Origin of the sequence: Antarcticibacterium flavum, from assembly GCF_006159205.1 — a bacterium.
Lineage (GTDB): Bacteria > Bacteroidota > Bacteroidia > Flavobacteriales > Flavobacteriaceae > Gillisia > Gillisia flava.
In genome coordinates this window covers 728,445-755,355 of record NZ_CP040812.1, presented here as the reverse complement: position 1 = coordinate 755,355, position 26,911 = coordinate 728,445, and the positions used below count along the sequence as shown (strand labels likewise).

Below are 26,911 nucleotides of genomic sequence, written 5' to 3'. Positions count from 1 at the left end.
TATTAAACAAACTAAACAGAAAGATATATGACTATAAAACAATTTAAAGACGACCCATTAGCGCATTTTTCATATGCCATCGTAAGTGAAGGCGAGATGGCCCTGGTTGATCCCAGCCGTAATCCTATGCAATATTATAAATATGCCGAGGAGCAAAATGCAAAGATCGTTGCTGTTTTTGAAACACATCCCCACGCCGATTTTGTGAGCGGACATTTACAAATACATCAGGAAACTGGTGCCACTATTTACGTGAGCGAAAAAGTTGGGGTAAGTTATCCTCATGAATCCTTTGATGAAGGACAGGAAGTAAAGATTGGAAAGATAAAAATTCGTCCACTTCATACTCCCGGTCATTCTCCAGATAGTTTGACATTTGTTGCAGAAGAAGACGGGAAAACCGCCTTATTCACAGGGGATACCTTATTCATTGGTAACGTGGGCCGGCCAGATCTTCGTGAAAAAGCCGGGAATATGACAGCAAAACGGGTGGAACTTGCCAAAGCAATGTATCAAACAATGCAAACCAAATTCAATGATTTCCCCGATGATGCTCTTGTATATCCCGCGCACGGTGCCGGTTCTCTTTGCGGGAAGAATATGAGTGATTCCCCTTCCAGTACCCTTGGCGATGAGCGCATGGGTAACTGGGCCTTTAAAGAACAAACTGAAGAGGAATTTGTAGAGGAGATCCTGAAGGACCAACCCTTTATCCCTTCATACTTTGGATTTAACGTGGATATTAACCGAAGTGGAGCAGGGAACGTTCAACAGGAAAAATATCGGGTTCCCCTTCAAATTGGAGTAGATGATGTTGAAGAAGGTATTACCGTGGTAGATGTGAGAGATGGTGATGCTTATAAAAAAGGCCATCTTCCAAATAGTATAAATATAATGTCCCGTACAGAGGGTGATAAATATGAAACCTGGCTGGGAGCTATAGTGGAGCCTGAAGAACCATTTTATCTTGCTGTAGATTCTGTAGAAAATATAGATGAACTGCTGGAAAGAACAGCCAAGATTGGGTATGAGAAACAAATGAAAGGCGTGATCACTTTAAGTGAAAAAGTATCCAGGAAATCTGATGATTTCGATCTTGGTGACTTTAAGAGTAATAAGGATAATTATACCATTGTTGATATTAGGAATGAAAGCGAGCTGGCTGAAGGTAAGATCTTTGACAGCGCAATTGGTATCCCGCTGAATGAATTAAGGGACCGTGCTGGAGAATTACCAAAAGATAAGCCTTTTGTAGTGCACTGTGCAGGAGGATATCGCTCTGCTGCCGGAAGCAGCATTCTTGAGAACAAATTTAAGGATCAAAAGGTTTTTGACCTAAGCGAGGCAATACAGGATTTTAAATAAATATAAATTAATACAGATATTGAAAAGAGGTTGCCGGTAATGGCAGCCTCTTTTTATATGTGGTTTTTAATTCTTGGTAGTTGCTTTAATGACCTTTTCTGCATTATTTGGATCTCCTGCTTTTTAGACTTCCACTAAATCTCCTTTTAATGCTTATTTCTCCCTGTCCATTTCTTCCCTGGTTTTTTGTCAATAGAACTAAAGACGGGCAGGGAAGACACCATGCCTGCAAGGCGTGCAGCAGGAACAACAAAAGAACTATTTCAGTTAGAGCAAGGGTCGACACACTGGTTTTCAGCAACCGCAATAAGTCTAATTTCCCTTTTTTCCATTCATCTTCATCATTCGGTTTAAACCAAAAAGCCCTCCCGCCAGTCCTCCTAATGCTACTCCAACTCCAAATCCTGTAATTGCTGCTACCCAGTCTGAACTGGCTGAAAATTGTCCAAAATCTGCTACAGGAATAGTACCGTATGCTATTAGATAGGAAATTACTCCCAGGACCATACCTGATATAGCAGCCCATAATAGAGCCTGATTAAGGATTACAGGATGATAAATTAGCTGTCCTTTTGGATTCTCATCGGTGTATCCCACTATAAGATCTTCTTCTCTCTTATCTGTTTTTTTCATTGTTGTAGATTTTGCACAGTATCATTGATCGTTTCCTGGGGGATCGTATCATTATTGGTTTCTGCTGGAACCTGCTCTTCTTCCAGTGGGAAAGGTGCGAGGTGCCTGTCTATTTCCATTTGTACATTTCTTGAAATCTGGCTATTGTCTCCAATTATCCAACCAAAATTGAGAATTGTTTCCTGCGGACTGGCAGGAAAAGGTTTTACCATTTTTAGATAATCTTTAACTGCCTGTGGAAGTTCTTCCGATTCTACCAGTAGAATTGGGCCATGTTTACCCATATGCCCCAGTACCGCAGCCGGAATAGTAGCCAAGACGTTATCGGCATTTGAAAATATGTAATTATGACCTGCCTGTGCCAGGCCCCAGCCAAAACTTCTTGGCTTCCAGCCCCAGGCCCAGCCAAAGTTCCTTCCAAAATCTTTGTATCCCGCGTTGATTGTATTAGAAGAAAAAACATCATCCCCAGCTACCCGTCTTACCAGACCGTATTCTCCCAGTTCTTTGGCAACTTTATCGGAGATCACATCAGAACCACCGGTGAGGTACATATAAGAGCCATGCCGTCCATATCTTCTTTTAAGCATTTCCCTGGTGGCCTGAGGAATACTATCTGTATAAACCCAGGCAAACCCCCTACCCATGTGGGCATTCCAGCCCATGGCACCCATTCCGTGTTTTATCCCGTCCGGATGGTCTACAGCAGAGATTACCACTTCATCGGGATGGTCTGCCTTCATAGCAGCCTGCCAGCGATCTAAAAGTTCAGCCAGTTTTACCGGATCGGTTTCGTAAAAGGTTCTTACATTGTATTTCAGTTCTTTTTTGATTCTCTCTATTTCGTTCTCAGGAATATTAATAGCATATACCTGCTTTCTTTGATCCTGCATCACCCCATCTGGTTTTAGACGTTTCATTTCCTGAAAAGTCCTGTCAGAGATCTTTCCGTCCTTTCCAAGGAATAGCAGGGGAGCATTTACTGGCATGTGGGTTATCCTGTGCATAGCGGTAAAAGCAATTGCCTCATCCATTGGGGTTAACATAATGGCGCCTACGGCATTATCCTCCCTTGTGGCGGCATAAACCGCCTGGGTGACCAGGAGGGAAACAGTTTCAGGGTCACCTCCGGGCAATCGGGTGGTATAGGCTGTATAATTAGCCTCCTCCTGTAAGGGGACATCAGATTTCTGGGGAGGCCCTTCAGACTTTCCGCAGGAAGACATAAGAATAAGACCCAGTATTGCCGGAATAAGTTTGCTCTTAACGATTTCCATGTTTTATTTCTTTTCTTATCATAATCCAGTTAAACGGCCAGGCCACTATAAACCCTGAAAAAGACGCTATCCATAAAGTTCCAAACCAGAGTATATCATCTTCTGCAGGCATCATGGGCAGGTGAGTCATCATAAACCACCAGGTAAAGGTCATCATTCCAAGACTTACCATGGTCATACTTATAAAGGTCATCCTAAAAGATTGTTTGATCAATTTGCCGTCCTTCATTTCCATCATTGTTTCCTTCATGGGGTAATGAACCATAAGAGCGGCCACTATAATGGCTCCAAAATACATGATCATCATCATTACCGGCATCCCGGCACCAAGCCAGAAGACACTGTCGTTAAGAGTTTCAGAAAAAAAGATGGGGAACCCAAAATAAGCCAGTAGATATCCAATTGCGATCATAAGCGGAGCGCCATAACCAAAGCCCATCATGGTAGCTGCAGCGCTTTGTATGTTCTGCGGCCTAAGCCAGCGCATCATTCCATCTTCTTTATAGAACGGTCTCCTGTAAGCGTTAAAGTACAATATCACTCCCAGGATTGGCAGCACCATGGCACCCATTGTCCAGGCAATTTTCACCGGAATAGATACCATGGGCAGGGTATATGAAGAGTGAACCATTATGAAAATCCCGCCTGCAATACCCAGAAAAATAAATATAATTACTACAGCTTCCAGGGGTCCAAGAGCTACCGCACCAAGAGTGGGATATTCAGATTTTTCAACTGAAAAATCCATCCTGCTTTGAGCTTTATAGCTCATGCTCGAACTCACAACCCAAAAATGGCGGAAAGGACCTTCAGACGGAGTGACGAACCAATCTGCCCGCTGAGACCAGATGTAGGCATCTGTAACAGCCGGGAGTCCCCCTTTTTCATCTGTGTATAAAACTGTTGCCGCATTACTTCTGGCTAAGGGCAAAGCTGCCAGAGCATCTATGGCTTCAGAAGGAGTAGCCATTAGGAACTGGAAGTATCCGGTCTTCCTGTCTCCACTTCTTCCCCAACCAAATTCTGTTTCATTATCACGATACCGTGCAATTTTGACTGCCAGGGCCGCAGGATTTCTTGCAGTTATTCTTTCAAAGTCCCTAATGGATCCCAGGTTTGCCGTTGAAAGAAGTTCCTCAGGGCCAATTACAAACACCTTTCTGCTTTCCAGGAGGGCTTGATTTCCTTCAATTTCATCAGCAAAAACAACAGGTGAACCATGATATTTAGCGTAGAAGATCGCCGGTAGTGCCCATTCCAGTGCTTCGGGTTTTCCGGATGGCAGAAGAATCACATGTTTGGAATCTGGGTTTGTGGTAATACTGCTTTTCACAAACTGCTTCCAGTTTTCAAGCGTAGGTGCAAAGTCAGCCGTTTGAGCTTCGAAATATGGAATGGCTTCTTTCATCTTTTCATGTACCTCTGCAGCTGTGCCAGAGAGATGGGTAGTATTCTTCATATGAGATATAAGTCGTCCCTTCTCCGGGTCATGATGAGGTTTAACCAATCCTGCAGTTTCTACACCTTCCATGGCAGTTAGGATGAGGCCAAAACCTATAACAATAAAGATGAATAAAGCTAAAACAGGATAGGACCAGCGTATCATAGTATGTGTTTAGTGTAGTACATGAGTTAGTATCCAAATAAATCCAAAAAGGCCAACGCTTGCGTGCAGAATGGCCACCCACTTCGGAACGTTTTTGTGTCTTATATCACGGGAGAATAAATAGATTCCCACAATGGCTGCTATAGAAAAAATAACAAAGCTGTCCCAGTGTTTATGGTGTTCATTGGTGGTAAGGGCGTAAATGAGAATTAAAAGAATTCCCAAAACGGCACAGGTACCATGTGCAAAAACAATGGCTTTTGGAGGATGTTTTCCCTGCAGGACATAAGTTAACAGATAAGCTCCTAAAAAAACGGCCAGGGCAATAAGAATAATTGCTGCAATTACCATAATTTTTTATTTCTCGGGATTAATTTGTCTTTTGTCAAGGGGTGAAAAAGCCGGCCCTTCTATAACCTCACCGGTTGGTCTAAACCGGCTGCCATGGCAGGGGCAATCCCACGTCTTTTCCTCATTATTCCAGTTAACGATACAATCCATATGAGTACATACCGCCGATGCTGCACAGAGCTTTCCGTCTTCATCCCGGTGCACCGCCCATTTCTCATCTTTCATCTCTATGATCTTTCCTTCTCCTTTTTTAACTTCAGAAAACATTCCAGCCTCTGCTTTTCCGGGAATATCCTTGAGGTATTCCTTTAGCACATTAAGATTTTCTTTGATAAACGGTTTGGCAGATTTCAGGGGCGTAAATCGTTTGGCATCATAGGTCTTTGCCCATTTATTTTCCTTTCCTGTAAGGAGGTCTTTAAAGATCATTGCAGAAACAACCCCATAGGTAAGGCCATCTGTAGAAAAACCGGTAGCCACATAAATATTGTCATCGCTGCTTTCACCAATATATGGCAGCCCGTCTGCAGGTTTATAGTGTTGTGCAGACCATTTATACACCACCTCTTCAACATCGTAGATTCTTCTCAGGTTCTTTTCAAGATCTCCAAAATAATCCTTTTGGGGATCCTCCTGTCCCACTTTGTGGTGGTATCCAACTGTTATAAGATATTTACCATCTGCCGTATCATAGGAACGAAGGGAGGGATGAGTTTTGGAATCTGTACTCCAAAAGATACCTTCAGGATATTCTCCCGACTTTAATTTTGCGGCCAGTGCGTATTCCCTATGAGGGAATAATTTGGAATGTAGCGCATATACACCTTTTGGAGAATGTGTGGCCAGGATGACCTTCCCAGCTGTAACTTTCCCATTTGGGGTATGGAGAATATGTGGAGAGCCTTTTTCAATATGATGAACAGGAGTGTTCTCAAAGATTTTGCACCTGTCCTTTTCTATATTTTGAGCCAACCCGGAAACAAAAGCAGCGGGATTAAACTGCGCCTGATTCTCAACTTTAATAGCCGAATCGATTTGAAACGGCAAAGGCAGAGATTGCAGTTCCTCCACTTCTAAACCAAAATCCCGTAGGGCCTCTTTGGTCTTTTGAATGATCTTCTTTTCTTCGCCGCTTTCAGTGTAGAGGATCCAGGGTTGTCTTTTAAAACTGCACTCTATATCATAGTCTAATGTGAGCTGCTCGATAAAGTCGACTGCTGCTGTACGGGATTCAGCGACTGTTCTGGCTGTTTGTTTGTCAAATTTTGCCTGGATATGGTGCAGGCGGTTGTCCACCATTGTGTACAAATTGCCCGTAGAACCGGCAGTTGTTCCCCCACCAACCTGCATACTTTCAAGTACAGCAACCCGCACCCCGGATTTTGCCAATAGATAGGCAGAAGTTATACCGGTAATTCCACCACCAACTATAGCGATATCAACCTCTAATTGTCCTTGTAGAGGTGGATAGTGGTTATTTGAAGCCTTAGCTTTCCAAATGGATGTGGTCATTTCTAATACCTTTTTAACAAAGTTAAAAAATGATATCTGCATTAGAAGCTGCAGTATGTTATATTTATCTTAACATTCGCCGGTAAATCTTAAATTTTGTTCGTTTTTTTTCAAAAAACCCGGACCCCTTAATTAAGGGAATCCGGGTGTTTCAATTTTCACTCTCTGTTTAGGCAGGTTGTCTCTCTTCCACCAATACTTCAGTCTCGAGTTTAATTTCAGAAGTAATGGAGTTGGAGATGAGGCAGGCTCTTTCAGCCTTGATCATTATTTTCTCTGCTTTTTCCCTGTCGGCTTCATTTACAATGGTGACTACAGGTTTTAAAACCACCTCTGTCATTGCAAATTTTCCATCTTTCTTATCCAGGATTCCTTCAGCAGGACAGCTAAGGCTTTTGAATTCCAAATTGGAATTTTCAGCAATTGCTAAAAAAGTAGTCATAAAACAGCTGCTTACAGCTGCGGTGAAAAGATGTTCCGGGGACCATATTCCGGGCATTCCTTTGGGAAATTCCGGCGGGGTCGCCACTTCTATTATTTGGTCAAGTTCCGGGGAAGAAATTTCCCCTTTTCTTTGAGATAACCAGGTTAGGTCTACGTTATAAGTATGTGGATCCATAAAGTATATATTTAATTTTTTGTAAAATTAAGACCTCATGTTAGGAGGTCCTATGATCATGATCAGGTTTGACTTCACAGGCACTATTTGAACAGCTACCGGAGGCACAGCCAAGGCCAAAAATTCCCATTCCCGCAAAATAGAAACCGGGAAGGGTGAATAACCATTCTCCATCAAGCCCTGCGTGTATGATCATAAGTACGCCTATAACCACAAAGGCCAATCTTGTCCAGGTCCACCCGGTAAATATTCTCTTACGCATCCTAAGAAGAAATTTTATTATGTAAGTTTGACCAGCTTCCACCATTATGCACATTAGTATACCCCTTTGATTTCAAAAAACTTTTGGCAGATGCACTTCGCATCCCGGAAGCACAACAGGTAATGATAGGCGCATCTTTATTTTTAGAGATATTGGGATTAGCATTCAGGGATTGCAGCGGAATGTTTTTCGATCCCTTTATATGTCCTCCTGCATATTCTGCCTTTGTTCTTACATCTACAATGATCCCACCTTCCTTAACTAACTGGCTGTAATCAACCGGCGGTTTAATGCCAAGTAATTCTTTTAATTTATTTATCATAGTTCAGCCTCTTCAGAAATTAAAAAATTCACATCCAGCCAGGATCCTCCATTTACGCAATCCACACCCTCCCTGCTAAGGTATTGTGCAGCCTGCCCGCTTCTGTTACCGGAGGCACAGCATAAGATCAACGGGGATTCCAGGTCCTTTAACTCATCAAGTCTTAGTGGAATTTCATTTAAAGGAATATTTACAGCTCCTGCCACGCTTCCTCCTCTATATTCAGCAGGAGTGCGTACATCAACAACGGTTCCTTTGTTTTTCTTTATTAGGTCTTCTGTATTCATCTTAAATATTTTATTTAAACTTCGCTTATTTTCATACTGCATCTGGATGCAGATTTATAAGGACAAAATTAGTATTTAAGCATAGCTCCTTCAGTTACAAATGTTACATAACTGTCTATAAAACAGGGAGAGGAATAGGGGCTGTTGGGGGCAAGGAGTTAGAAGAGGTGAAAAATGAAAAAGGTTCGGGGGAATGTTCCACCCGGACGCTGTTTTTATAATGTATGGTTCCTGTTCGGGAAATCAGGATAGCCTGTTTATGACCGTTTCCAGTTTAGAGCGCACTTCCTGTGCAATTCCTCCGAGTTTCTCATTTTGGATGGCAGTCATTGAGGCTACTGGATCTACTGCAGAAACTTCGACTTTACCGTCTTCGGTTTCCTGCACGATCACATTACACGGCAGCATTGTACCTATCTTACTTTCAGCCGAAATTGCCTGATGAGCCATCTTAGGGTTACAGGCACCCAGGATCCTGTATTTCCTGAAGTCTACGTCCAGTTTCTTCTTGAAGGTTTCCTTTACATCAATTTCAGTCAGGATCCCGAAGCCTTCTTCCTTTAGTTCTCTAGTGACTTTTTCTATTGCTCCCTCGAAGGAATCGTCAAGGACTTTTGAAAAATAGTAACTCATAATTTTATTTTTTAGATTATCCTAAATTTACCTCTTTTCAACCTTTTGATTAAAGATTGAGTATTAATCTTATGTGAATTTAAATGTGCGCCGGCGGAACTAAGTCTTTTCCAAAATAAAATCTGAAGCCATCTGTGCATGAAGGTTTGTGGTGGCAAGCAACGGTAGATCAAAGTCCTTTTGCTCCAGAAGCATGGGAAGCTCTGTACAACCAAGAATGATCCCATCTGCGCCACGGGCACGGAGTAACCTCATTTGCTCCAGATAGAATTTTTTTGCCTCTTCGCTAAAAACGCCTTTTGTAAGCTCCTTCGCAATGTAATCGTGATTTTCATCTATATACTCACTCTCCGGAATAATGGTTTCTATACCGTACTTCTCTTTCAAAGGAGAAGAAATAAAATCTCCCGTCATTGTTGGCCGTGTACCCAGAAGTCCGAGTTTTTTCAAGCCTTCTTTTTTAGCTTCCTTCCCAATGGCGTCGGCTATGTGTAGTATTGGGATGTCAATTTTAGGTTGCACAAAGTCATAGACCAAATGCGGCGTATTGGCGCAGATCAATATAGCTTTAGCACCTGCCTCCTGCAGGGTTTGTGCAATTTCCAGATACTTATTGTTGATCTTTTCTATATTATGTTCCCGCATAAGCTCCACATTCAGGCTGTAGATAAGTAATTCAGGGTTTGCCTGATTTCCTATTTTCTCTCCTGTCATTTCATTGATGAGACGGTAATAAACTATGGTAGAATGCCATGAAGTACCGCCTATAAGGCCAATTTTTCTCATAACTTCATTTAATTTATGGTGCTTATTAAAGGTATAACATTAGTTATATATAGACCAGTTTTCCCTTGGAACAATGATCTTCCATACCCCGGTTCGGTTAAGAAAAGAAAAAAAACTTTTCCGGGCGGGACTATCTCCCATACGGATTTATTTTATGCGTTTGGAATTTGTGCGATATTGCATAGTGTAACAAATGTTACTGAAAAATGATAACTATCAGCTTTTCTTTGCAGCGTTAAAAAAAGAGAACTATGAATTATATTTTAGAACCATGGCCGTGGTATGTAGCAGGCCCATTAATTGCAGGAATAATGTTCTTGCTGCTTTTCACAGGTAAGAATTTTGGAATGTCTTCCAACCTGCGAACTATGTGTACTATTGGTGGGGCAGGGAAAAAAGCAGATTTTTTTGATTTTAACTGGAAAAGTCAGCGCTGGAACCTTATGGTTGTGGTAGGAGCGGTTCTAGGAGGATTCATAGCAGCCAATCTATTAAGTACAGATATTGCTGTGGATATAAACCCCGATACTGTTTCAACCCTGGAAGTACTGGGATTTGACAGTGCGGGAGAGGCCTATTTGCCAAATGAACTTTTTGCTACCAATGCCCTTACAGATCCAAAAGCCCTTGTAATATTATTGACTGGAGGAGTACTTATAGGCTTTGGGGCGAGATACGCGGGAGGTTGTACTTCCGGGCACGCGATATCCGGGCTTAGTAACCTGCAGCTGCCATCACTTATTGCTGTAGTTGGATTTTTTATAGGAGGATTGGTTATGATCCACCTTTTATTCCCTTTAATTTTTTAGAAGATGAAGTATATAAAATATTTATTGATAGGTATTGTTTTTGGAATTGTGATGTTTAAGAGTGAGGCCGCTTCATGGTTTCGTATTTATGAAATGTTCCAGTTCCAGTCGTTTCACATGTATGGGATCATAGGCTCTGCTCTCGCATTGGGAGTGCTTGGAGTTTACCTTATTAAAAAATACAGGCTTAAGGCTATTGACGGGGAGCCCATTAAATTTATTCCAAAGGATAAAAGCTTTAGCCGGTATATGTATGGCGGGATCATCTTTGGCCTTGGCTGGGCACTGGCCGGTTCCTGCCCGGGACCAATATATACGCTTATTGGTGCTGGATATATCTCTATAATTGTTGTTTTAGTGGGTGCCCTTGGAGGAACATTTCTGTATGGTTTACTGCGGAAAAAGCTTCCTCACTAAAAAAAATGAATTATAACTGAAAGCCTTCCGAAGAGAACATAGTTAGTTTTCTGCGGAAGGCCTTTAGTTTATTTCTCGTGCACGTTTATGCTTAGCACAGGTACATCCAAATGGTTCACGATCTTTTCAGTAAGGCTGGGAGAGAATATCTGGCTGAACGCCGACCGGCCTTCCGTAACAATTGCAAAAACATCGGGTTCCTGCTGCTTGAGGAAATATTTCACCCCGCTTTCCTCATTATGGGCATTATAAATATGTTTTGTACAACTTCCCTCGGCACAACTGGAATAATAGGAATCAAACAGGACATCCATTTCGTGAGTTTCCTTAAAATCATAGGGTGTATTAATATAAAGTAAATGTACCCTGGCCTCAAAAGCGTTTACAAAAGTGAGAACACTTTCAAAATGCCTGCTATATTTTTTGTCGAATGTAGATGCAAATAAAACTTCCTTAATACTATCATATTTTGGTTTATTCTTTACAATGAGCACCGGTTTTATGGAGGCACGAAGGACTTTTTGAGCATTGGAACCAATTGTAAATTCTTTGATTCCTCTTACCCCGTGAGAACCCATAATGATCAAATCCAGATCTTCATCCTTTACATATTCGGGAATACTCTCCACATCAAGGTTATAAATAAGAACAGAACGGGCGATAATACCTTTATCCCTAAACCTGCTAACCACATCATTTAGTGCCACCCGGGCATCTGCTATACGTTCACGGGTTTCAGGATATTGTTTTTCTTTTTCAACCCCAAGATTCACCCAGTCCACAGGAGTATTCACAATGTGCATTACCTGTATCTCTGCCCGCGTTTTCTTAGCTACAATGACTGCATATTCCATAGCATTATCAGAAATTTCAGAGAAATCTGTTAGTAGCAGGATTCTGTTGATTGATTTCATCTTTTTATATTTTAAAGGTGAATATTCAGAAGGGGAGGGAAGTAAATTTTTTTACTCCTCTTAAATTTCCTGTTTTTATTCCAAATATTCAATGATAATAATCAGTTTTTTAGAATAGTAGTAATGTTTTCTTCGGCCGCACAAAAAAATGATCCTGCTTTTGGCAGGATCATTTTTATAGCTGAAAAATAAGTTGCAAGTATGAGGTCATTGGTGACCGCATAAAATATTCAATATTTTTCCTTAAGCTTTATTATACCCGGTCAGAAGACATACCCATCTCAACCAGGGCGGTTTTGGACTCGAAATAGTTCAGGAAAATATAAGCTTTTTAAAAGTTGGTAAACGGTTCTTTTCCAAAAACTTACATTTTAGTCTGGATTCCAGATTCCAGCACGAAGCGGTCCAGACTCTTTTATCGGACAGTAGTGATTATGAGGTCCACTTATAAAGTAGCTTATAATATTCGTCTACAGATTTTTTCCAGGTAAATCTCATTTTACGGGCGTTCTTCCTTATCTTTTTCCAGGTTTCCTTTTCATTTTGGTAAATATCCAGCGCCTCTTCAAAGCTGGCAACCATATTCTGGACTTTTTCCTCATAGGTCCTGCCATCAAAACTAAAGCCTGTGTGAACGTGCCTCACTGTGTCCTTAAGCCCACCGGTGTGATGCACAAGGCAGGGCTGTCCATTACGCATGGCAAGCATTTGGCTTATGCCGCAGGGCTCAAATAAGCTTGGCATAAAATAAAGGTCAGATTCCCGGTAGATCGATTCTATCACATCCTCACTTTGAGCATTAATAAAGATAAAGTTAGCGCGTTGATGACTTATTTTTCTTAATAGGTGTTCATATTCCGGAGCGCCGGTTCCCAGAAGCACGTACACGCCATTTACAGTTGCAAGTTTATCCAGGATCTTTAAAAGAGCCTCTGGCGATCGTTTAAAGAAATAGAATTTTTGCTCGGTAAGACGGGCTACGCTGGCACAAATGAATCCCGGCCGTTTTTTAAGATACGGTAAGATCTTTTGTCCTGTATGTGCAAGAAAATCGATTTTATGTTTTACAGTCTCCTTTTGTACCTGGTCAAAAATAGTATTGTAAATATTCTTAAATAAGGTTCTGTTCCCCGTTTTCTTGGCTGCAGGATATTCACTGCCATTAAGTATGCCATAGAATCGTCCTTGCCTGTCTGCCTCTATAAGATCCTGCTCCAGCCCCTCGCCCCCAATAAATTCTGGCGGTTCACTAGGTAAAAGTACATCCTCCTTATAAGAAGGGGAGACGGTATGTACCACATCTGCAAAGCGTATTCCTATTGCCATAAGGTTAAAACAGTCGGCATAACGTGGATCCACTAATTCTTCCCGGGGTATCTCCAGGTTTGGGAACCAGGTTTGTAAAGAGGAATGGCTATTTTCAAAAGGCCTTATTCCCTGGATTGCAAGGTTATGAATACAATACACAGTTCTTATCCCCTGCATCATCTCATATTTAGGATGAAATTTTCTTAGGAATAGCAAGAGGCTGGTATGCCAGTCGTGCAAATGCATGATGTTGATCTTCCCGAACACATTTTGTTTAATTGCCTGAGCCACCGCCGTACAAAAGATAAAATACTTGATGGTATCTGTAAAAAATGGTTCAGTAAGGTCATTGTGATAGACATTTCCAATGTCTCCCGACTCAATTTCGGGATGATGTATCACGTAGTGAAAAATATTTTCATCTTTCTCTTTGGGCTCTACCTCATATAAATAAGCCACATAAGTTACATCCCGAAGCCTGAAGTTGAGGTTTGTGATCAATTTACCACCCTGGTGCAACCGGGAATAGGAGGGAACAACAACGTGAACCCTGTCTCCCTTTCGGGAAATTTCCCTGGGTACGTCCCTAATCACATCACCTACACCACCCACCTTACAGTTATGGATCGCATCATTTTCTGAAGCTACAAAAAGAAAGTTGTTCATTCTGTTCTATCTTAATTTAGATTATCATTCATTTAGATCATTCTTCATTCATAAATATGATAAGGCACATTAAGCACCTGGGGGTAAACCCTGTTCCTTTATTTGCACGTATACTTCTTAGTTGCTGATCTTTTTCTTCAGCAGGAAGCACAAGGACATAAATCAGGCTATCAATAATGTGGGGTAACGTGCTCTAATTGTGGGGGTAGAGAAAAAAGTAAAAACTAAAAATCTATTCAATTTATATCCTGCAGGTTAGGGGTACCTGCCGGAAAAAGGCCAATTTAAAAAACTGAATCTATTGAAGGATCATATAATACTCTTCAATAATTATACCGCCGAAGCTTCTATTAAGGAATTATATTCTGAAAAAATTAAAAATTCCACACTACCGGCAATCAATCTTTTATACCTGCTTTGGGTTGACGAAAATAAGGATTTGACATTAAAGTTTTGTTGACATTTATCAGCTTTAATAAATTTTTATAATAGAGTAAAATCTTGAGAATAAAAGGGGATAGGGTTATAAAAGATTTCTACTGCCAGGAGAAAATTTAAATCTCAAGGTTCCATCTAATATGATTACTTATAAAATTAGGAGACAATTTTAATATTGTTAAAAGCATCCCACAAATGGAATAAAGTGCAATGGAAACAATTGAAGAAAGGAAGTTTAGCACAATTTTAAATAAATGCTGTCTTAGATGAATTAAATTAGATAATCCTCGAAATCATTGATATAAGAAACTAAATGACAGAAACTATTTATCTAATAATCGGCTCTCTATTACTGCTCCTGGGAATATATGATTTCTTTCTAACCACCCTTTCAGCTAGTGGTGCCGGTTTCATTACCAGGGCTGTTGCATTTTCCACCCATGCTGTTATTAGGAAATTAAAAGGCCCCACCGGCAGAGGCATATTTAATATTAGTGGTCTTCTTGTGAACCTTAGTGTATTGGCAGTATGGATTTTCTTGGTGTGGTTAGGCCTTTTTCTTGTATTTTCCTTCGATCCGGACGGCATGACCAATGATACGGGAAGAGTTGCCAACTGGATAGAGCGCCTTTATTATACCGGGTATACTTTATCTACACTTGGTGTGGGAAATTTTAAAACAACAACAGCCTTTTTTGAGATCATAACCAGCATTTTCTCATTCTTCGGATTCATCTTTTTCACTAGCTCAATGACTTATCTCATTTCAGTTTCTTCTGCAGTGATCAATAAAAGAACACTGTCCAGAAGCATTCAAAATCTTGGAAAAGATCCGCAGGAAATTGCAGATAAATTGAATTCCCTGGATAGCTCTTATAGCATACAACAACTACAATCCTTTCAGGAAATGGTAGACCGGCATGCAGTTAATCACCAGGCTTATCCAGTGGTGCATTTTTTTAGCCATAAAAGGCAGGATGTATGCCTGGGATTAAATTTAGTAAGACTGGATGAAGCACTCAATATTCTTTTCTCGACACCAAAAGATAACCTTACAATAGAATTACAGCCTTTACGCGCTGCGGTCACTCATTTTATTTATCATGTCAATCAAAATTATTCCCGGTCCCTACCTAAGGGACAGGCCGGAGACGCCAAAAAAGCTTTATCGTATGAAGTCACCGCTATAAATGAAAATGAACTGGCAAAAAGAAGGGAGATCCTTGGAGGCTTATTACAAAATGAGGGTTTCGAATGGAGAGACGTTATGGAAGGCCGGGATCCCTTTGAGACCAGGACATAGAGGCAGAAAAAATGTTTGGGTGGTTAAGATATTCATTTTTAGATTATTATACTTTATATTTTCACATATTGTATAGAAAAAAATAGGAAAGATTTAAGGGTATGGGAGAAGCTTATTCTTAAATTTAATTCTTTAACCCTCAAAACCCTAAAGTAATGAAGAAGTACGGAATATGGGAATTCAATGAAGATCAGGGCCTCACAGGCAGACCTTTGAATTTGCCTGAGATTAAAATTAGTAAAGAGCAACTTTGGGAAACTGAAGATACAACAGAAGGAAAAGTATGGAAATGGCCCCTTCATCTTACAAGGCAAAAATGGTGTTCCCCGGTGATGGCCAACGATTTTAATAAAGCATTCTTTAGTAGTATAAAAGCACTTAAAAAACAGCGCCCGGCAACTTTTAATGTAGAGCCAGATCTTGATGCCAGGACCATTCGCTGGCAAACCGATATGCTAAGTGATTACTTTCCCGGGCCAGATGCTGAGGCGATTGCATGAAAAGCAAATGGACGGCCCCACCCGTCCATTCGATTTAGATCCTTATTAACCCCAACAGTTTAAGGACCTGTTGTAATGCCCAAAAGGGCTTTTATTCCTGATTGCCGATGTTAAAACATCTTCTCACAATGCAGGCTGTCGTCCTATGAGAAATGACGACTACTATATGTATAGCGAGGCGGCAGATTGTTACAGGATACTTTCTTTTTTTTTCTTTTCGTGGAAATTTTCATCCATCCCATAAGAGAATTTACATTGTCCTGTGGCTTAAGGTATAAAAGAGTCCAGAAAAGTATCAGAATTTTTTTACCGATAAAAAAAGATACTGCGCAACATTTAAAAGAGTGCCTCCAAAATGGAGGGTACTTTGAGGAGGCACCCAATCAAAAAAAACCGGTTGTACCGGTTGAAATAAGATTAGTCCAACATTTATAATAATGGGTCAAATCATCCCCTGTTTTTCAGCAAAGAACTGTAGATTGAGGAGATAAGAGACATCTCGGTTTCAAGCCAGACCAGAAACGCAATAAAAAAACTGAATACAATCGCTAAAAAAATAGTGATTGCATTTTTGTACAGTTTATTCCAGGTAAATAAATTCTCAATTCTTTCCATAGGTTCATTTCTCCAATTCATAGCCTTGCAAAGATATTTAATGAAGAGTTAAAGGATTACTAGTTTTTAACTAATTGTTAACGCATATAGACTTTTGTGATTTTATTCTTTTTTGTAAACAAGCGTGAAGAAGTATGAAAACTTTTTCTGTTGACGGTGAGAGTTTAAGATATCTCCTCTTTTCTCAATGTATCTATTGGGATCATTCCTGGGCCAGTTTTGTTGTAAAAGGTATAATACCTTATATTTCTTGACCGGCAGCACATACTTTCATACTTTTAGGGAGGCCAATCATAAATGCTCTAATGACTAAATTTAAGGGAAAAACAGTATTGATCACCGGCGGTGGTTCGGGGATAGGTAAATCTATGGGTAAACTTGTACTGGAAAAAGGGGCCAGGCTAATTATTTGGGATATAGACAGGGAGAATTTGGAAAATACTCGTATGGAGCTGGAAACCCTTGGAGAAGTTATATCCTATCCCGTCGATGTTTCAAAGATCGACGAAGTGAGAAAAAATGCCGGGTTGGTAAAGGAAACTTATGGAGGAATTGATGTGCTCATCAATAACGCAGGGATCATTGTAGGAAAGTTTTTTAATGAACATTCAACCGCAGAGATAGACAGCACAATGGATATTAATGCTACTGCCCCTATGCATATTACTTCTATATTTTTGGAGGATATGATGAAAAGGGAAGCTGCCCACATTTGTAATATAGCTTCTTCAGCAGGTTTTCTTTCCAATCCGCGAATGTCTGTATATGCAGCAAGCAAATGGGCGCTCCTGGGATGGTCAGACAGCTTAAGATTGGAAATGAAACAGCTGGGCAAAAATGTAAATGTATCTACAGTTACTCCATTTTATATAAACACAGGTATGTTTGCCGGGGTAAGATCTATAATTCCTGTTCTGGACCAGGAAAAAGTTGCCAATAAGATTATAAAGGGTATTGAAAAAGACAGGATAATTATAAGTATGCCCTGGAGTATGAGGTTTGTTAGGTTTTTCCAGGGGTTGTTTCCCATTTGGTTCTTTGACTGGTTTGTGGGTAAAGTTTTGGGAGTCTATCATACAATGGATCACTTTGAAGGAAGAAAAGACCAAAAGGTAAAAAATTACGAATATGAAAGAAACCAACCGGGAGAAGGTCCTGCAGGTTCACAGGGATCAAAAAGGATTTTTTAATAGCCATCAAACAAAAGATCTTGATTTTAGGTTAAAGCAACTGCAAAAACTGAAAAAGGTTATTAAGGAGTATGAAAAAAGAATTGAAGAGGCATTGTGGCTGGACCTTCATAAAAGTGCAGAGGAGGCTTATTTAACCGAGATAAGTATTGTTACCGGGGAGTTGGACCTGCATATAAGTAATTTGAAAAAATGGGCAAAACCTCAAAAAGTATCCACTCCATTACACCTCAAGCCTTCGAAAGGTAAATTAATCTATGAACCCCTGGGAGTAGGCTTGATCATTGCGCCCTGGAATTACCCATTTCAACTTTTAATAAATCCACTAGTGGGAGCAATAGCCGCAGGTTGTTGTGCTATTCTTAAACCTTCTGAATTTACCCCAAATATTTCCGGGGTCATGGAAGAAATGATCAACAATACGTTTGAAGAAAATTATGTAAAAGTGTTACCCGGGGGCAGCAAACAGGAGAAGAATTGTTAAGCTTAGAATTTGATATGATATTCTTTACAGGCAGCACAAGGGTAGGCAAACTGGTGATGAAAGCTGCTGCAGAGCATCTCACCCCGGTGGTCCTTGAACTTGGAGGAAAAAGCCCGTGTATAGTAGATGAAAATGCAAACCTTGAGATTTCTGCTAAACGTATTGCCTGGGGGAAGACAATAAATGCAGGTCAAACCTGTATAGCGCCAGATTATTTGCTGTTGAACAGAAATGTGAAGAGAGAATTTTTGGAGCTGCTTAAAGGTCATCTTGAAAGCATGTTTGGAAGTGATATTAAGCAAAGTGAGTACTATGGTCGTATAGTGAATGACAAGACCTTCAATAAGCTTGAGCAATTGCTGCAGGAAACTAAGGGGAATATTTTTTACGGGGGAGAGACAGAAAAAAACCAGCGTTTTATTACTCCTACAATCATTGAGAATATCTCCAGGGAGGATGTTCTTATGCAGGAGGAAATCTTTGGCCCTTTACTACCTGTTCTTGAATTCTCTAATTTAGGTGAAGCAATCGCAATTATAAATTCCAGGCCCAAGCCCCTTGCTCTTTATTACTTTGGGAGTAAGGAGAAGGCAAATGAGGTCCTGCACAAAACCAGTTCTGGCGGTACAAGTATTAATGATACTCTTATACATATTGGAAATCATAACCTTCCTTTTGGCGGGGTAGGTAATAGCGGTTTTGGAAAGTACCACGGTAGGGAAAGCTTTCGAATCTTCAGTAATCAAAGGGCGGTGGCCACCACACCTACCTGGATTGACCTGCCATTCAAATATGCTCCTTTTAAAAATTTCCGGTGGATTAAAAAATTGCTGGATTAATTAAAGACAGCAAATTAAAAATTCCGGTAAAAATCTTAAATCCTGAAATTTATTACTTTGTAGTCCGAATAAACCTGATAAAACTTTCTTTACGCCTTCCTATATGCAGGCAGTGCATGTATCCAACTGGCCCAGGACGTGGTTTTGGGTTTAAATTGTTTTTGAATTTTTCAATTTTTCCAAAAAAGGTTAGTGGTCTTTTTTTCAGACCACTATAAGGTAAAGTCCAGGTTCCAGATTCTAGCAGTGAAAGCGGTCCTGACTCTTTTACCAGGCAACAATGAATTTAATATTGTGAACTAAAAGTGAGCAGGAAAAGCAGAAGGAATATAAAACCCGCAACTAGAAATAAAATATAGAAGGGTGAGAGACTATCAAAAAGGGTAAGTGAAAGCAGGGTAAGGGAATAGAAGGTCCCGAAAAGGAGAAAAAAAACCGGCCGTAAAAAGTTGTAATTATTCACCATACCTCTTAAATTAACCTTAAAGGTTGTTAAACATTTTAAGTTATAATTAAAGATAGCACCAAATCTTCCCTTTTTGCATAAGGGAAAACCCCCATTTTAAGTAACTGAACAACTGCACTCATAAAAATTTTAAGAAAATGTTCTTTAAGTGAAAATTTAGTGGCATCTCCGAAAAATACAGGATTTCCCCAGTTTTAGGTAAGGATTGTATATAGTAATTTAAAGACGATTCAGAACAACAAAATTGTTGATGGAATGATATAAAATTACACCACTGCACATTTTCGGTCTAATTAGAAGGGCAGGCGGCAGCCTTTTGCCGGCTTATTTAGTATTATTTAAGAACCTGGATAATTTGATCTCCACAGATGGTAATAGTACCTATTCCTTCAATAAGGTAAGTAGTCATTAACCTTTAAATCTATTACTATGGATTCTCTAAACGTATTTATTAGCAATTACCGCAAGGCTACAGAAGGTCTAAGTATTTTAGGAAAAATTATTATTGCGATCGTTATCTCGTTTATTTTTGTCGCTGTGATCTTTGCTTTGGTTGGGGTGATCAAGAATGCTTTTTAAATTTTTCTTGTACCGGGCAGTCCTCCTGCCTTTAAGCATGAGTTTAGAAAGAGTTACAAAAAAAGGCGGCCAATTATTGACCACCTTTTGTACCCTGGATTTTATTGGCTTCCTAAAATGGCAACAGGACACTATCAATAACATGTATGATCCCATTTGAGGCAGAGATATCTGCCGGGCCAATATTGGCGGTACTACCAATCGCATTAATTTCAGCAGCTGTATTTACGCTAAAGGTTTCGCCCAGTAAGGTTTCTATAGTCCTGCTGCGTACCGGCGGCACCACACTGTTTGAAGCTCTGCGACCCTCAGTAACGTGATATAGTAATACTTCAAGTACAGTTTCTGCGTCAAGCTCTCTCACACTTTCAATTCCCAGGACACCATATAATTCTGAAAAGGCAGCATCTGTAGGGGCAAAAACGGTGTACTGGTCTGTTCCATTAAGAAAAAGGTTCACGAGGCCTGCATCGAGTTCTTCATCTACAAAGAATAAGGCATCTACCAGTTCATTAAAGCCACCTGCAATGGCGATTGCAGCAATGGCGTCATCACCCTTGGCAGGAGCACCCTTTCTACGGGTATCCACGTTATTCTCATCTGCAGGCACTTTTAAAAGATCCAGAATTGCCATTTCCGCATCATTGACTGCAGGTGATACTGCCTCATCCTTTTCACATGATGTGAAAACAAAAGCAAATAAAAGCATCATAAGAAGAGTACTCATTCTTGAGATACCCTGAAATTTGTAATTGAAATTTTTCATAATGATATGATTTTTAGATTAATACCAACTTAAAGGTAACAGGAAAATAAGATTGTTTAATTTTTTTATATAAAAAGTAAACAAAAAATAACAGTTGTTTATCTCCCTTTTTCAACTTAGGACTATCAACCTCCATTTTTGGTATATATTCTTTTTGGTCGTTAAACATATTTGTTTAATAATCAGCTTTTTGCAGAACTATTGTCGATTACTCATGTTCCTAACTTCCAATAAAGTTCTTTCAAACATACCCCATAGTAATAATTTTAAAACATGAGTGATGCATATTAGCTTCCTGGATCCAGCAACCCACATTCCTGATATTCTTTTTGGTTTACAGGCAGCATCAATTTACCTTTGTCCTGTTTTTCAGAATAAGAAAAGGTATTACAGAACCTACCTGAGAAGACATTTAGGTTTTTTAAGTATTCGGCTTCTTTGGAGGTTAGTCTTTCAGTAAAAGTTATTTTTAAGAATCCAACACTAACCCTGGGCTGCCAAAAACATTCAGGCTTAATTATGTTTTCTGTAGATACATAATAAAATTCTTACTAAGTTGCAGTTAAAGCTTTATGTTTAATAATTCGGTAAATTTTGAAATGATCCCTACCCTGGCATGTCCCGTTTAAATTTCAAGATCATTTCCCATATTATGGGCCTGCTCCTGCTTTTCAATGGTAGTTTTATGCTGTTGGCTGCATTGGCGAGTTTTTATTATGAGGATGGGGTAACCCTTGAAATCTCCCTGGCCTCCTTAATAACCCTATTTACCGGGATGCTACTTATGTACTTCACCCGGGGGCATCACAAGGAGATGAAACCACGAGAAGGTTATCTCATTGTAAGCTTAGGATGGATCTTTATGGCCCTAAGCGGCACATTGCCATATTTGTTGAGCGGCGCTATACCACAAGTAACCAATGCTTTCTTTGAGACCATGTCTGGTTACACTACAACCGGCGCCACCATACTTAATGATATCGAAGTGGTACCAAAAGGCATTTTGCTCTGGCGCAGCCTTACCCACTGGATTGGAGGGATGGGAATTATTGTACTTGCCATAGCAATTTTACCGTTACTGGGGGTAGGAGGAATGCAACTTTTCTCTGCAGAATCGCCCGGTCCCAGTGCAGATAAGCTTAAACCGCGTATTGCCGATACAGCTAAAAGATTGTGGTTGATCTATGTAGGCTTTACTATTGCTGAAACTATCTTGCTCAAAGTTGCAGGGATGAGTTTGTTTGACGCTGTTAACCATGCTTTAAGCACCATGGCTTCGGGAGGATTCTCTACTAAGAATGCCAGTGCAGCTTATTGGAATAACCAGCCTATAATACAATATATCTTAATCTTATTTATGTTTTTGGCAGGTACTAATTTTGTAGTTAGTTATTTTGCTTTTAAAGGAAGGTTTCAAAGAGTATTTCAAGATGATGAATTTCGTTGGTATGTAGGATTTGTTGTTACCTTTTCAATTATTACGGCACTTTTAATATATTTTCAGGCAGACCTTAGCTTATCCTCAATTTCCCATCCACAGGTTTGGGGAGTGGCAGAGAGTTCCTTTCGCCACGCTCTGTTCCAGGTCCTCGCCATCATTACTACCACAGGATTTGTATCTGCAGACTATACCTTATGGTCGCCATTTCTCACTATCCTATTTTTTGGACTATTTTTTACAGGAGGGTCTGCAGGTTCAACTTCAGGAGGGGTTAAAGTAATGCGGCATATGATAATGATCAAGAATGGCCTTATGGAGTTTAAGAGAATCCTTCACCCCAATGCCATTTTACCTGTAAGGTTCAACGGTAAGGCTGTAGAGAACAATATAGTATTCAATATCCTTGGTTTTTTTATTCTATATATGCTATCTTTTATAGTTGGTGCACTTGTCCTTTCTTTCATGGGGCTGGATTTTACCACTGCAATAGGAGCCGCAGCCTCTTCCATTGGTAACGTTGGGCCCGCCCTGGGAAATCTTGGACCGGTCAACAATTTTGATGCTATCCCGGCAATGGCCAAATGGTGGTGTAGTTTCCTTATGCTTATTGGCAGGCTGGAACTTTTTACAGTTCTTATACTTTTTACTCAATTTTTCTGGAGGAACAGGTAATTTGGATGTGCTCGGGAAGTTGATGTTTCAGTAAAAAGCGTAGCAAAATACCATTTTCTGAAAAATTTGAAAATTGCAAGGAAACCGATAACAGGACAGTGACTTCTGAAAGAATATCTCACTTTGGCCCGGTTAACTATCTGAGGAATTCCCGAAAATAGAAATTAATTTATTTTTTTGACTTTTCCTCCTCTTCCCGTTCCCTTACCTGTTTTCTTAGCTTAACAATAGTAAATATGATCGCTGCCAGTAAAACTACAGCCATAGTAATAGCAAACCCGGCCCCATAACCATATTCAAATTTTGTAGTAATCATATTTAAAGGATTTGAATTCTTTAATTTACATATTTAATGCAAGACCCGGTGAAAATTGATTTGTTTTAAAAACGCCTGGTGATTGATCCCTATATCTTTATTCCTGTATCATTGGTGTCCGATTAAAATGATGTGAATTTACGTTAAGCCTTGCTACATATAGTCCATGGCCTTATCAACCTCCATTTGGGGTGGTTTTGAATTTAAAATAGTTTTAGAAAATCCAGGTTTTTTAGAATTGGGTAAAATATCCGATTTACAACGAAATTGATTTTAGTCCAGGTTCTATATTCTAGCAGCGGAAGCGGTCCAGACTCTTTTACCGGACAATAATGATTCCTGTATTAAGACTTTTTCCTTACTTTTAATTCATCGTAAAAATATAGACGATGTCTTTTCACAATTAATCAAGTTCAAATAATATGAAAAAAAGGAATTTTGGTATACCAGCCACGGCTGCTATGTTTTCTTTGCTCCTGCTGTTGGGCACAGGTTGTAGTAGCAGCAAAGATAGAGATGCCGGGGAAACTGTTGCAGTAGTTGAACAATCTGCCCCCGAGGTCCGGACGCCCCAACCCCCTGTGGCTCCCGTACATCCAAAGGAATTAACCATCCACAATGATACCCGGATAGATAACTATTACTGGCTTAATGAAAGGGATAATCCAGAAGTGATCTCTTACCTCAATGCTGAAAATGCCTATACCCGGCAGGTAATGAGTGATACTGAAGACTTACAGGAACAACTCTTTGATGAGATCGTAAGTAGAATTAAGCAAACAGACGAATCTGTACCCTACAAAAAGAACGGATATTTCTATTATACCCGCTACGAGGAAGGACAGGAGTATCCTATATACGCCAGGAAAAAAGAGAGCATTGATGCGGCTGAAGAAGTGATGCTTAATGCAAATGAACGCGCAGAAGGAAAAAGTTATTATGCTGCTGCAGGAATGAATGTGAGCCCAAACAACAAGTTAATGGCCTTTGGGGAAGATACCGTAAGCCGCCGGCAATATACCCTGCGGTTTAAAAATTTGGAAACAGGGGAACTTCTTGAAGACAGGATACCCAATACTACTGGTTCTGCTGTATGGGCAGGGGACAATAAAACAATATTTTATACAATGAAGGACCCCGCACTGCGATCCTTTAAGATCTTTAGTCATATTCTTGGTACCCCGGCCTCACAGGACAGGGAGGTTTATCATGAAGATGACGAAACCTTCAACACCTTTGTCTATAAAACGAAATCTGATAAATACATAATCATTGGTTCCAGCAGTACTATGTCACAGGAATACCGGTTTGTGGACGCCAATGATCCTGCAGCCACCTTTAAGGTTATCCAGCCAAGGGAGCGGGGCCTTGAATATAGTATTGACCATTATGGAGATAGCTTCTACATTCGAACCAATAAAGATGCAGCTACCAATTTTAAATTGATGAAAACCCCGGTAACAAAAACATCCAAAGAGAACTGGAAGGATGTCATTCCTCACCGGGAAGATACTTATCTCGAGGGAACCGAAATATTTAAGGATTACCTGGTCCTGCAGGAACGCAAAGATGCCCTTACCCATTTAAGAATAAAAAAATGGGATGATCCTCAAACCGACTATTATGTAGATTTTGGAGAAGAAGCCTATACAGCCGGTATTAGTGTTAATCCAGATTTTGACAGCAAAGTTCTTAGATACGGTTATAGTTCCCTTACTACACCTTTCTCGACATACGACTATAATATGGAAACCAGGGAGAAAACCCTTATGAAAGAGCAGGAGGTAGTGGGTGATTTCAGCAAAGATAATTATGTATCCAAACGTATTTACGCGACTGCTAAGGATGGTACCAGGATTCCTGTTTCCCTGGTTTACAGAAAAGGTCTTAATCTTGACGGTAACAATCCTACCCTTCAATATGCTTATGGTTCTTATGGGTACTCTACCAATCCCGGTTTTAATTCTGCCAGGCTTAGTTTACTGGACCGAGGCTTTGTATATGCGATCGCACATATTAGGGGAGGCCAGGAAATGGGCCGGCAGTGGTATGAGGATGGAAAAATGATGAACAAAAAAAATACGTTTACAGATTTTATTGCTGTATCTGAATATTTAATCGAGCAAAAATATACCAATCCCAATAAGCTTTTTGCCCAGGGAGGCAGTGCGGGTGGGTTGCTTATGGGAGCTGTTGTGAATATGCGGCCAGACCTTTATAAAGGAGTACACGCCGCTGTACCATTTGTAGATGTTATAACTACTATGCTGGACACCAGTATTCCTTTAACTACCGGAGAATTTGACGAATGGGGGAACCCTGCAGATAAAGAAGCTTATGATTATATGCTGTCCTATTCCCCATATGATAATGTTGAAGCAAAGGAATATCCAAATATGCTGGTTACCACAGGTCTGCATGATTCCCAGGTACAGTACTTTGAACCTGCTAAATGGGTTGCCAAATTGCGTCAAATGAAAACAGATGATAACCTCCTTTTGCTCCAAACCAATATGGATGCCGGGCACGGCGGAGCATCGGGACGCTTTCAGCCATACAGGGAAACCGCTTTACAATACGCCTTTTTCCTGAAGCTGGCAGATATAACACAATAAAAAGAAATAGTACTCCAAAAAAACCCTGTTGCCTGGTAGTAACAGGGTTTTTTAGTTTAATGAAATTAGGTTTTCGAAATAATTGATGGGAGGTCTTGAGTGCAGAACAAAGGCTGATCTCTATTTATAAAGTTCTGCCTCTATGCTGTTCATATAAATAGTAGTTTCCCCCTCAAAACCAGAGTCGGTACCAAACAGCAGCCATAAGGAACCTTCACTGTTGGTGGTAACAGTAAGTGGAACAGAGGTAGAGAGGGTTTTAAGAGTATATATATTATTATCTGTCCCATTGGCAAAATTACCTATAACGACCATATGCCGCCCGCCGGTTGCCTGGTTTCCCTTATCGATATCCAGCCTGTACCAGCCCAGCTCATCCTCCTCCTTCTGTGGTTCAGCAGGTGTTGCGCCGGCTTTGAGATATACGCTCTCGCCGGGACTACCCCCAATTCCAAATTGCCCGGTCGCCACGTTGGAGGCAAATTCCACTTCGAAATTTAGTCGGTATTCTGTGTTAGGAGAAAGTCCGGTAACCTGTCTTTTCACGAACATAAAAAGGTCGTCGCTGTGATTTCTGCCTGTAAGCATAAGAGATCCCTGCGAATTATCGAGCGGTTCGGGATGGGGAGAGTGCTTAAATTCCAGGCCATAAGCTTCTTCTTCCCCCGCGGGATAGTCGGCAAAATCACCTGTCCATCCTTCAGCATCTGCCTCGAATTCATATTTCAATGTAAGCCTGTCATTTCGCGGCTGCTCATCATCACTATCACAGGCCAAAAAGACGGCCAGTATCAATATTGAAAAGGTTTTATTTTTCATAATTCGTTTTAGATTTTAGATATTAGACATGAGATATTAGACATGAGATATTAGACATGAGATATTAGACATGAGATGTTAGAATATAGATTTCGAATTAA

27 protein-coding genes are annotated in these 26,911 nt (G+C 40.3%); 11 read left to right on the top strand and 16 right to left on the bottom strand.

What is annotated here, in order from left to right:
- Positions 1-27 precede the first annotated feature (27 nt).
- Positions 28-1,365 carry an MBL fold metallo-hydrolase gene (locus FHG64_RS03260; protein WP_139065061.1) on the top strand — a complete coding sequence of 446 codons (1,338 nt, stop codon included), beginning with the start codon at positions 28-30 and terminating at the stop codon, positions 1,363-1,365.
- A 312-nt stretch (positions 1,366-1,677) separates the two neighbouring features.
- Here the strand turns inward: FHG64_RS03260 and FHG64_RS03255 are convergent, their stop codons facing one another.
- The 11 genes from FHG64_RS03255 to FHG64_RS03205 form a co-directional block, all read right to left on the bottom strand.
- On the bottom strand, positions 1,678-1,998 hold the full coding sequence (locus FHG64_RS03255; protein WP_139065060.1) for a hypothetical protein: 321 nt from the start codon (positions 1,996-1,998) through the stop codon (positions 1,678-1,680).
- A complete protein-coding gene (locus FHG64_RS03250) occupies positions 1,995-3,275 on the bottom strand; it encodes a hypothetical protein (protein ID WP_139065059.1) in 1,281 nt (426 codons plus the stop codon). The genes FHG64_RS03255 and FHG64_RS03250 overlap by 4 nt, the downstream gene beginning before the upstream one ends.
- Positions 3,262-4,881, bottom strand: a complete 1,620-nt coding sequence (locus FHG64_RS03245; protein ID WP_139065058.1) for a DUF4396 domain-containing protein — start codon at positions 4,879-4,881, stop codon at positions 3,262-3,264. The genes FHG64_RS03250 and FHG64_RS03245 overlap by 14 nt, the downstream gene beginning before the upstream one ends.
- A gap of 9 nt (positions 4,882-4,890) precedes the next feature.
- Positions 4,891-5,232 (bottom strand): hypothetical protein, encoded by a 342-nt coding sequence (locus FHG64_RS03240; RefSeq protein ID WP_139065057.1) that lies wholly within the window; start codon positions 5,230-5,232, stop codon positions 4,891-4,893.
- A gap of 6 nt (positions 5,233-5,238) precedes the next feature.
- Positions 5,239-6,744, bottom strand: a complete 1,506-nt coding sequence (locus FHG64_RS03235) for an FAD-dependent oxidoreductase (protein ID WP_139065056.1) — start codon at positions 6,742-6,744, stop codon at positions 5,239-5,241.
- A 169-nt stretch (positions 6,745-6,913) separates the two neighbouring features.
- Entirely contained in the window at positions 6,914-7,363 is a 450-nt protein-coding gene (locus tag FHG64_RS03230; RefSeq protein WP_139065055.1) for an OsmC family protein, read from the bottom strand.
- Between the two features lie 40 nt (positions 7,364-7,403).
- Positions 7,404-7,625: a hypothetical protein gene (locus FHG64_RS03225; protein WP_139065054.1), complete on the bottom strand. Its 222-nt coding sequence runs from the start codon at positions 7,623-7,625 to the stop codon at positions 7,404-7,406.
- 1 nt (position 7,626) lies between these two features.
- The gene (locus tag FHG64_RS03220) at positions 7,627-7,947 is read right to left on the bottom strand and encodes a rhodanese-like domain-containing protein (protein WP_139065053.1); all 321 of its coding nucleotides are present in this window, start codon (positions 7,945-7,947) and stop codon (positions 7,627-7,629) included.
- Positions 7,944-8,234 carry a rhodanese-like domain-containing protein gene (locus tag FHG64_RS03215; RefSeq protein WP_139065052.1) on the bottom strand — a complete coding sequence of 97 codons (291 nt, stop codon included), beginning with the start codon at positions 8,232-8,234 and terminating at the stop codon, positions 7,944-7,946. The genes FHG64_RS03220 and FHG64_RS03215 overlap by 4 nt, the downstream gene beginning before the upstream one ends.
- A gap of 243 nt (positions 8,235-8,477) precedes the next feature.
- A complete protein-coding gene (locus tag FHG64_RS03210; protein ID WP_139065051.1) occupies positions 8,478-8,867 on the bottom strand; it encodes a DUF302 domain-containing protein in 390 nt (129 codons plus the stop codon).
- A gap of 99 nt (positions 8,868-8,966) precedes the next feature.
- Positions 8,967-9,653 carry an aspartate/glutamate racemase family protein gene (locus FHG64_RS03205; protein WP_139065050.1) on the bottom strand — a complete coding sequence of 229 codons (687 nt, stop codon included), beginning with the start codon at positions 9,651-9,653 and terminating at the stop codon, positions 8,967-8,969.
- A 251-nt stretch (positions 9,654-9,904) separates the two neighbouring features.
- Here FHG64_RS03205 and FHG64_RS03200 point away from each other — a divergent pair, with 251 nt between their 5' ends.
- Both FHG64_RS03200 and FHG64_RS03195 read left to right on the top strand, forming a co-directional pair.
- A complete protein-coding gene (locus FHG64_RS03200; protein WP_139065049.1) occupies positions 9,905-10,462 on the top strand; it encodes a YeeE/YedE family protein in 558 nt (185 codons plus the stop codon).
- A gap of 3 nt (positions 10,463-10,465) precedes the next feature.
- Positions 10,466-10,879, top strand: coding sequence for a YeeE/YedE family protein (locus FHG64_RS03195; RefSeq protein WP_139065048.1), 414 nt, complete (start codon positions 10,466-10,468; stop codon positions 10,877-10,879).
- Positions 10,880-10,947: 68 nt separating this feature from the next.
- Here the strand turns inward: FHG64_RS03195 and FHG64_RS03190 are convergent, their stop codons facing one another.
- Together FHG64_RS03190 and FHG64_RS03185 are read right to left on the bottom strand one after the other, a co-directional pair.
- Entirely contained in the window at positions 10,948-11,793 is an 846-nt protein-coding gene (locus tag FHG64_RS03190; RefSeq protein WP_139065047.1) for a universal stress protein, read from the bottom strand.
- A 432-nt stretch (positions 11,794-12,225) separates the two neighbouring features.
- The gene (locus FHG64_RS03185) at positions 12,226-13,767 is read right to left on the bottom strand and encodes a glycogen synthase (protein ID WP_139065046.1); all 1,542 of its coding nucleotides are present in this window, start codon (positions 13,765-13,767) and stop codon (positions 12,226-12,228) included.
- 751 nt (positions 13,768-14,518) lie between these two features.
- On the opposite strand from FHG64_RS03185, the gene FHG64_RS03180 reads away from it, so the two are divergent.
- The 6 genes from FHG64_RS03180 to FHG64_RS19120 all read left to right on the top strand — a co-directional run bounded on the left by FHG64_RS03180 (position 14,519) and on the right by FHG64_RS19120 (position 20,181).
- Positions 14,519-15,508, top strand: a complete 990-nt coding sequence (locus FHG64_RS03180; RefSeq protein ID WP_139065045.1) for a hypothetical protein — start codon at positions 14,519-14,521, stop codon at positions 15,506-15,508.
- A 155-nt stretch (positions 15,509-15,663) separates the two neighbouring features.
- Complete coding sequence (locus tag FHG64_RS03175) at positions 15,664-16,008, top strand: hypothetical protein (protein ID WP_139065043.1); 345 nt, start codon at positions 15,664-15,666, stop codon at positions 16,006-16,008.
- A gap of 920 nt (positions 16,009-16,928) precedes the next feature.
- Positions 16,929-17,813, top strand: coding sequence for an SDR family oxidoreductase (locus tag FHG64_RS03170; protein ID WP_139065042.1), 885 nt, complete (start codon positions 16,929-16,931; stop codon positions 17,811-17,813).
- On the top strand, positions 17,752-18,297 hold the full coding sequence (locus tag FHG64_RS19510) for an aldehyde dehydrogenase family protein (protein WP_246054263.1): 546 nt from the start codon (positions 17,752-17,754) through the stop codon (positions 18,295-18,297). The genes FHG64_RS03170 and FHG64_RS19510 overlap by 62 nt, the downstream gene beginning before the upstream one ends.
- The gene (locus FHG64_RS19505) at positions 18,291-19,136 is read left to right on the top strand and encodes an aldehyde dehydrogenase family protein (RefSeq protein WP_246054262.1); all 846 of its coding nucleotides are present in this window, start codon (positions 18,291-18,293) and stop codon (positions 19,134-19,136) included. The genes FHG64_RS19510 and FHG64_RS19505 overlap by 7 nt, the downstream gene beginning before the upstream one ends.
- An 895-nt stretch (positions 19,137-20,031) precedes the next feature.
- Positions 20,032-20,181: a hypothetical protein gene (locus tag FHG64_RS19120; protein ID WP_168191310.1), complete on the top strand. Its 150-nt coding sequence runs from the start codon at positions 20,032-20,034 to the stop codon at positions 20,179-20,181.
- Positions 20,182-20,293: 112 nt separating this feature from the next.
- Here the strand turns inward: FHG64_RS19120 and FHG64_RS03160 are convergent, their stop codons facing one another.
- A complete protein-coding gene (locus FHG64_RS03160) occupies positions 20,294-20,947 on the bottom strand; it encodes a fasciclin domain-containing protein (RefSeq protein ID WP_139065041.1) in 654 nt (217 codons plus the stop codon).
- Between the two features lie 616 nt (positions 20,948-21,563).
- On the opposite strand from FHG64_RS03160, the gene FHG64_RS03155 reads away from it, so the two are divergent.
- Positions 21,564-23,060: a TrkH family potassium uptake protein gene (locus tag FHG64_RS03155; protein ID WP_139065040.1), complete on the top strand. Its 1,497-nt coding sequence runs from the start codon at positions 21,564-21,566 to the stop codon at positions 23,058-23,060.
- A gap of 169 nt (positions 23,061-23,229) precedes the next feature.
- Here the strand turns inward: FHG64_RS03155 and FHG64_RS19115 are convergent, their stop codons facing one another.
- Entirely contained in the window at positions 23,230-23,376 is a 147-nt protein-coding gene (locus tag FHG64_RS19115; RefSeq protein ID WP_168191309.1) for a hypothetical protein, read from the bottom strand.
- 422 nt (positions 23,377-23,798) lie between these two features.
- Between FHG64_RS19115 and FHG64_RS03150 the strand changes: the two genes are divergently transcribed.
- Entirely contained in the window at positions 23,799-25,991 is a 2,193-nt protein-coding gene (locus tag FHG64_RS03150; protein ID WP_246054260.1) for a S9 family peptidase, read from the top strand.
- 120 nt (positions 25,992-26,111) lie between these two features.
- Here the strand turns inward: FHG64_RS03150 and FHG64_RS03145 are convergent, their stop codons facing one another.
- The gene (locus tag FHG64_RS03145) at positions 26,112-26,810 is read right to left on the bottom strand and encodes a hypothetical protein (protein WP_139065039.1); all 699 of its coding nucleotides are present in this window, start codon (positions 26,808-26,810) and stop codon (positions 26,112-26,114) included.
- Positions 26,811-26,911 lie beyond the last annotated feature (101 nt).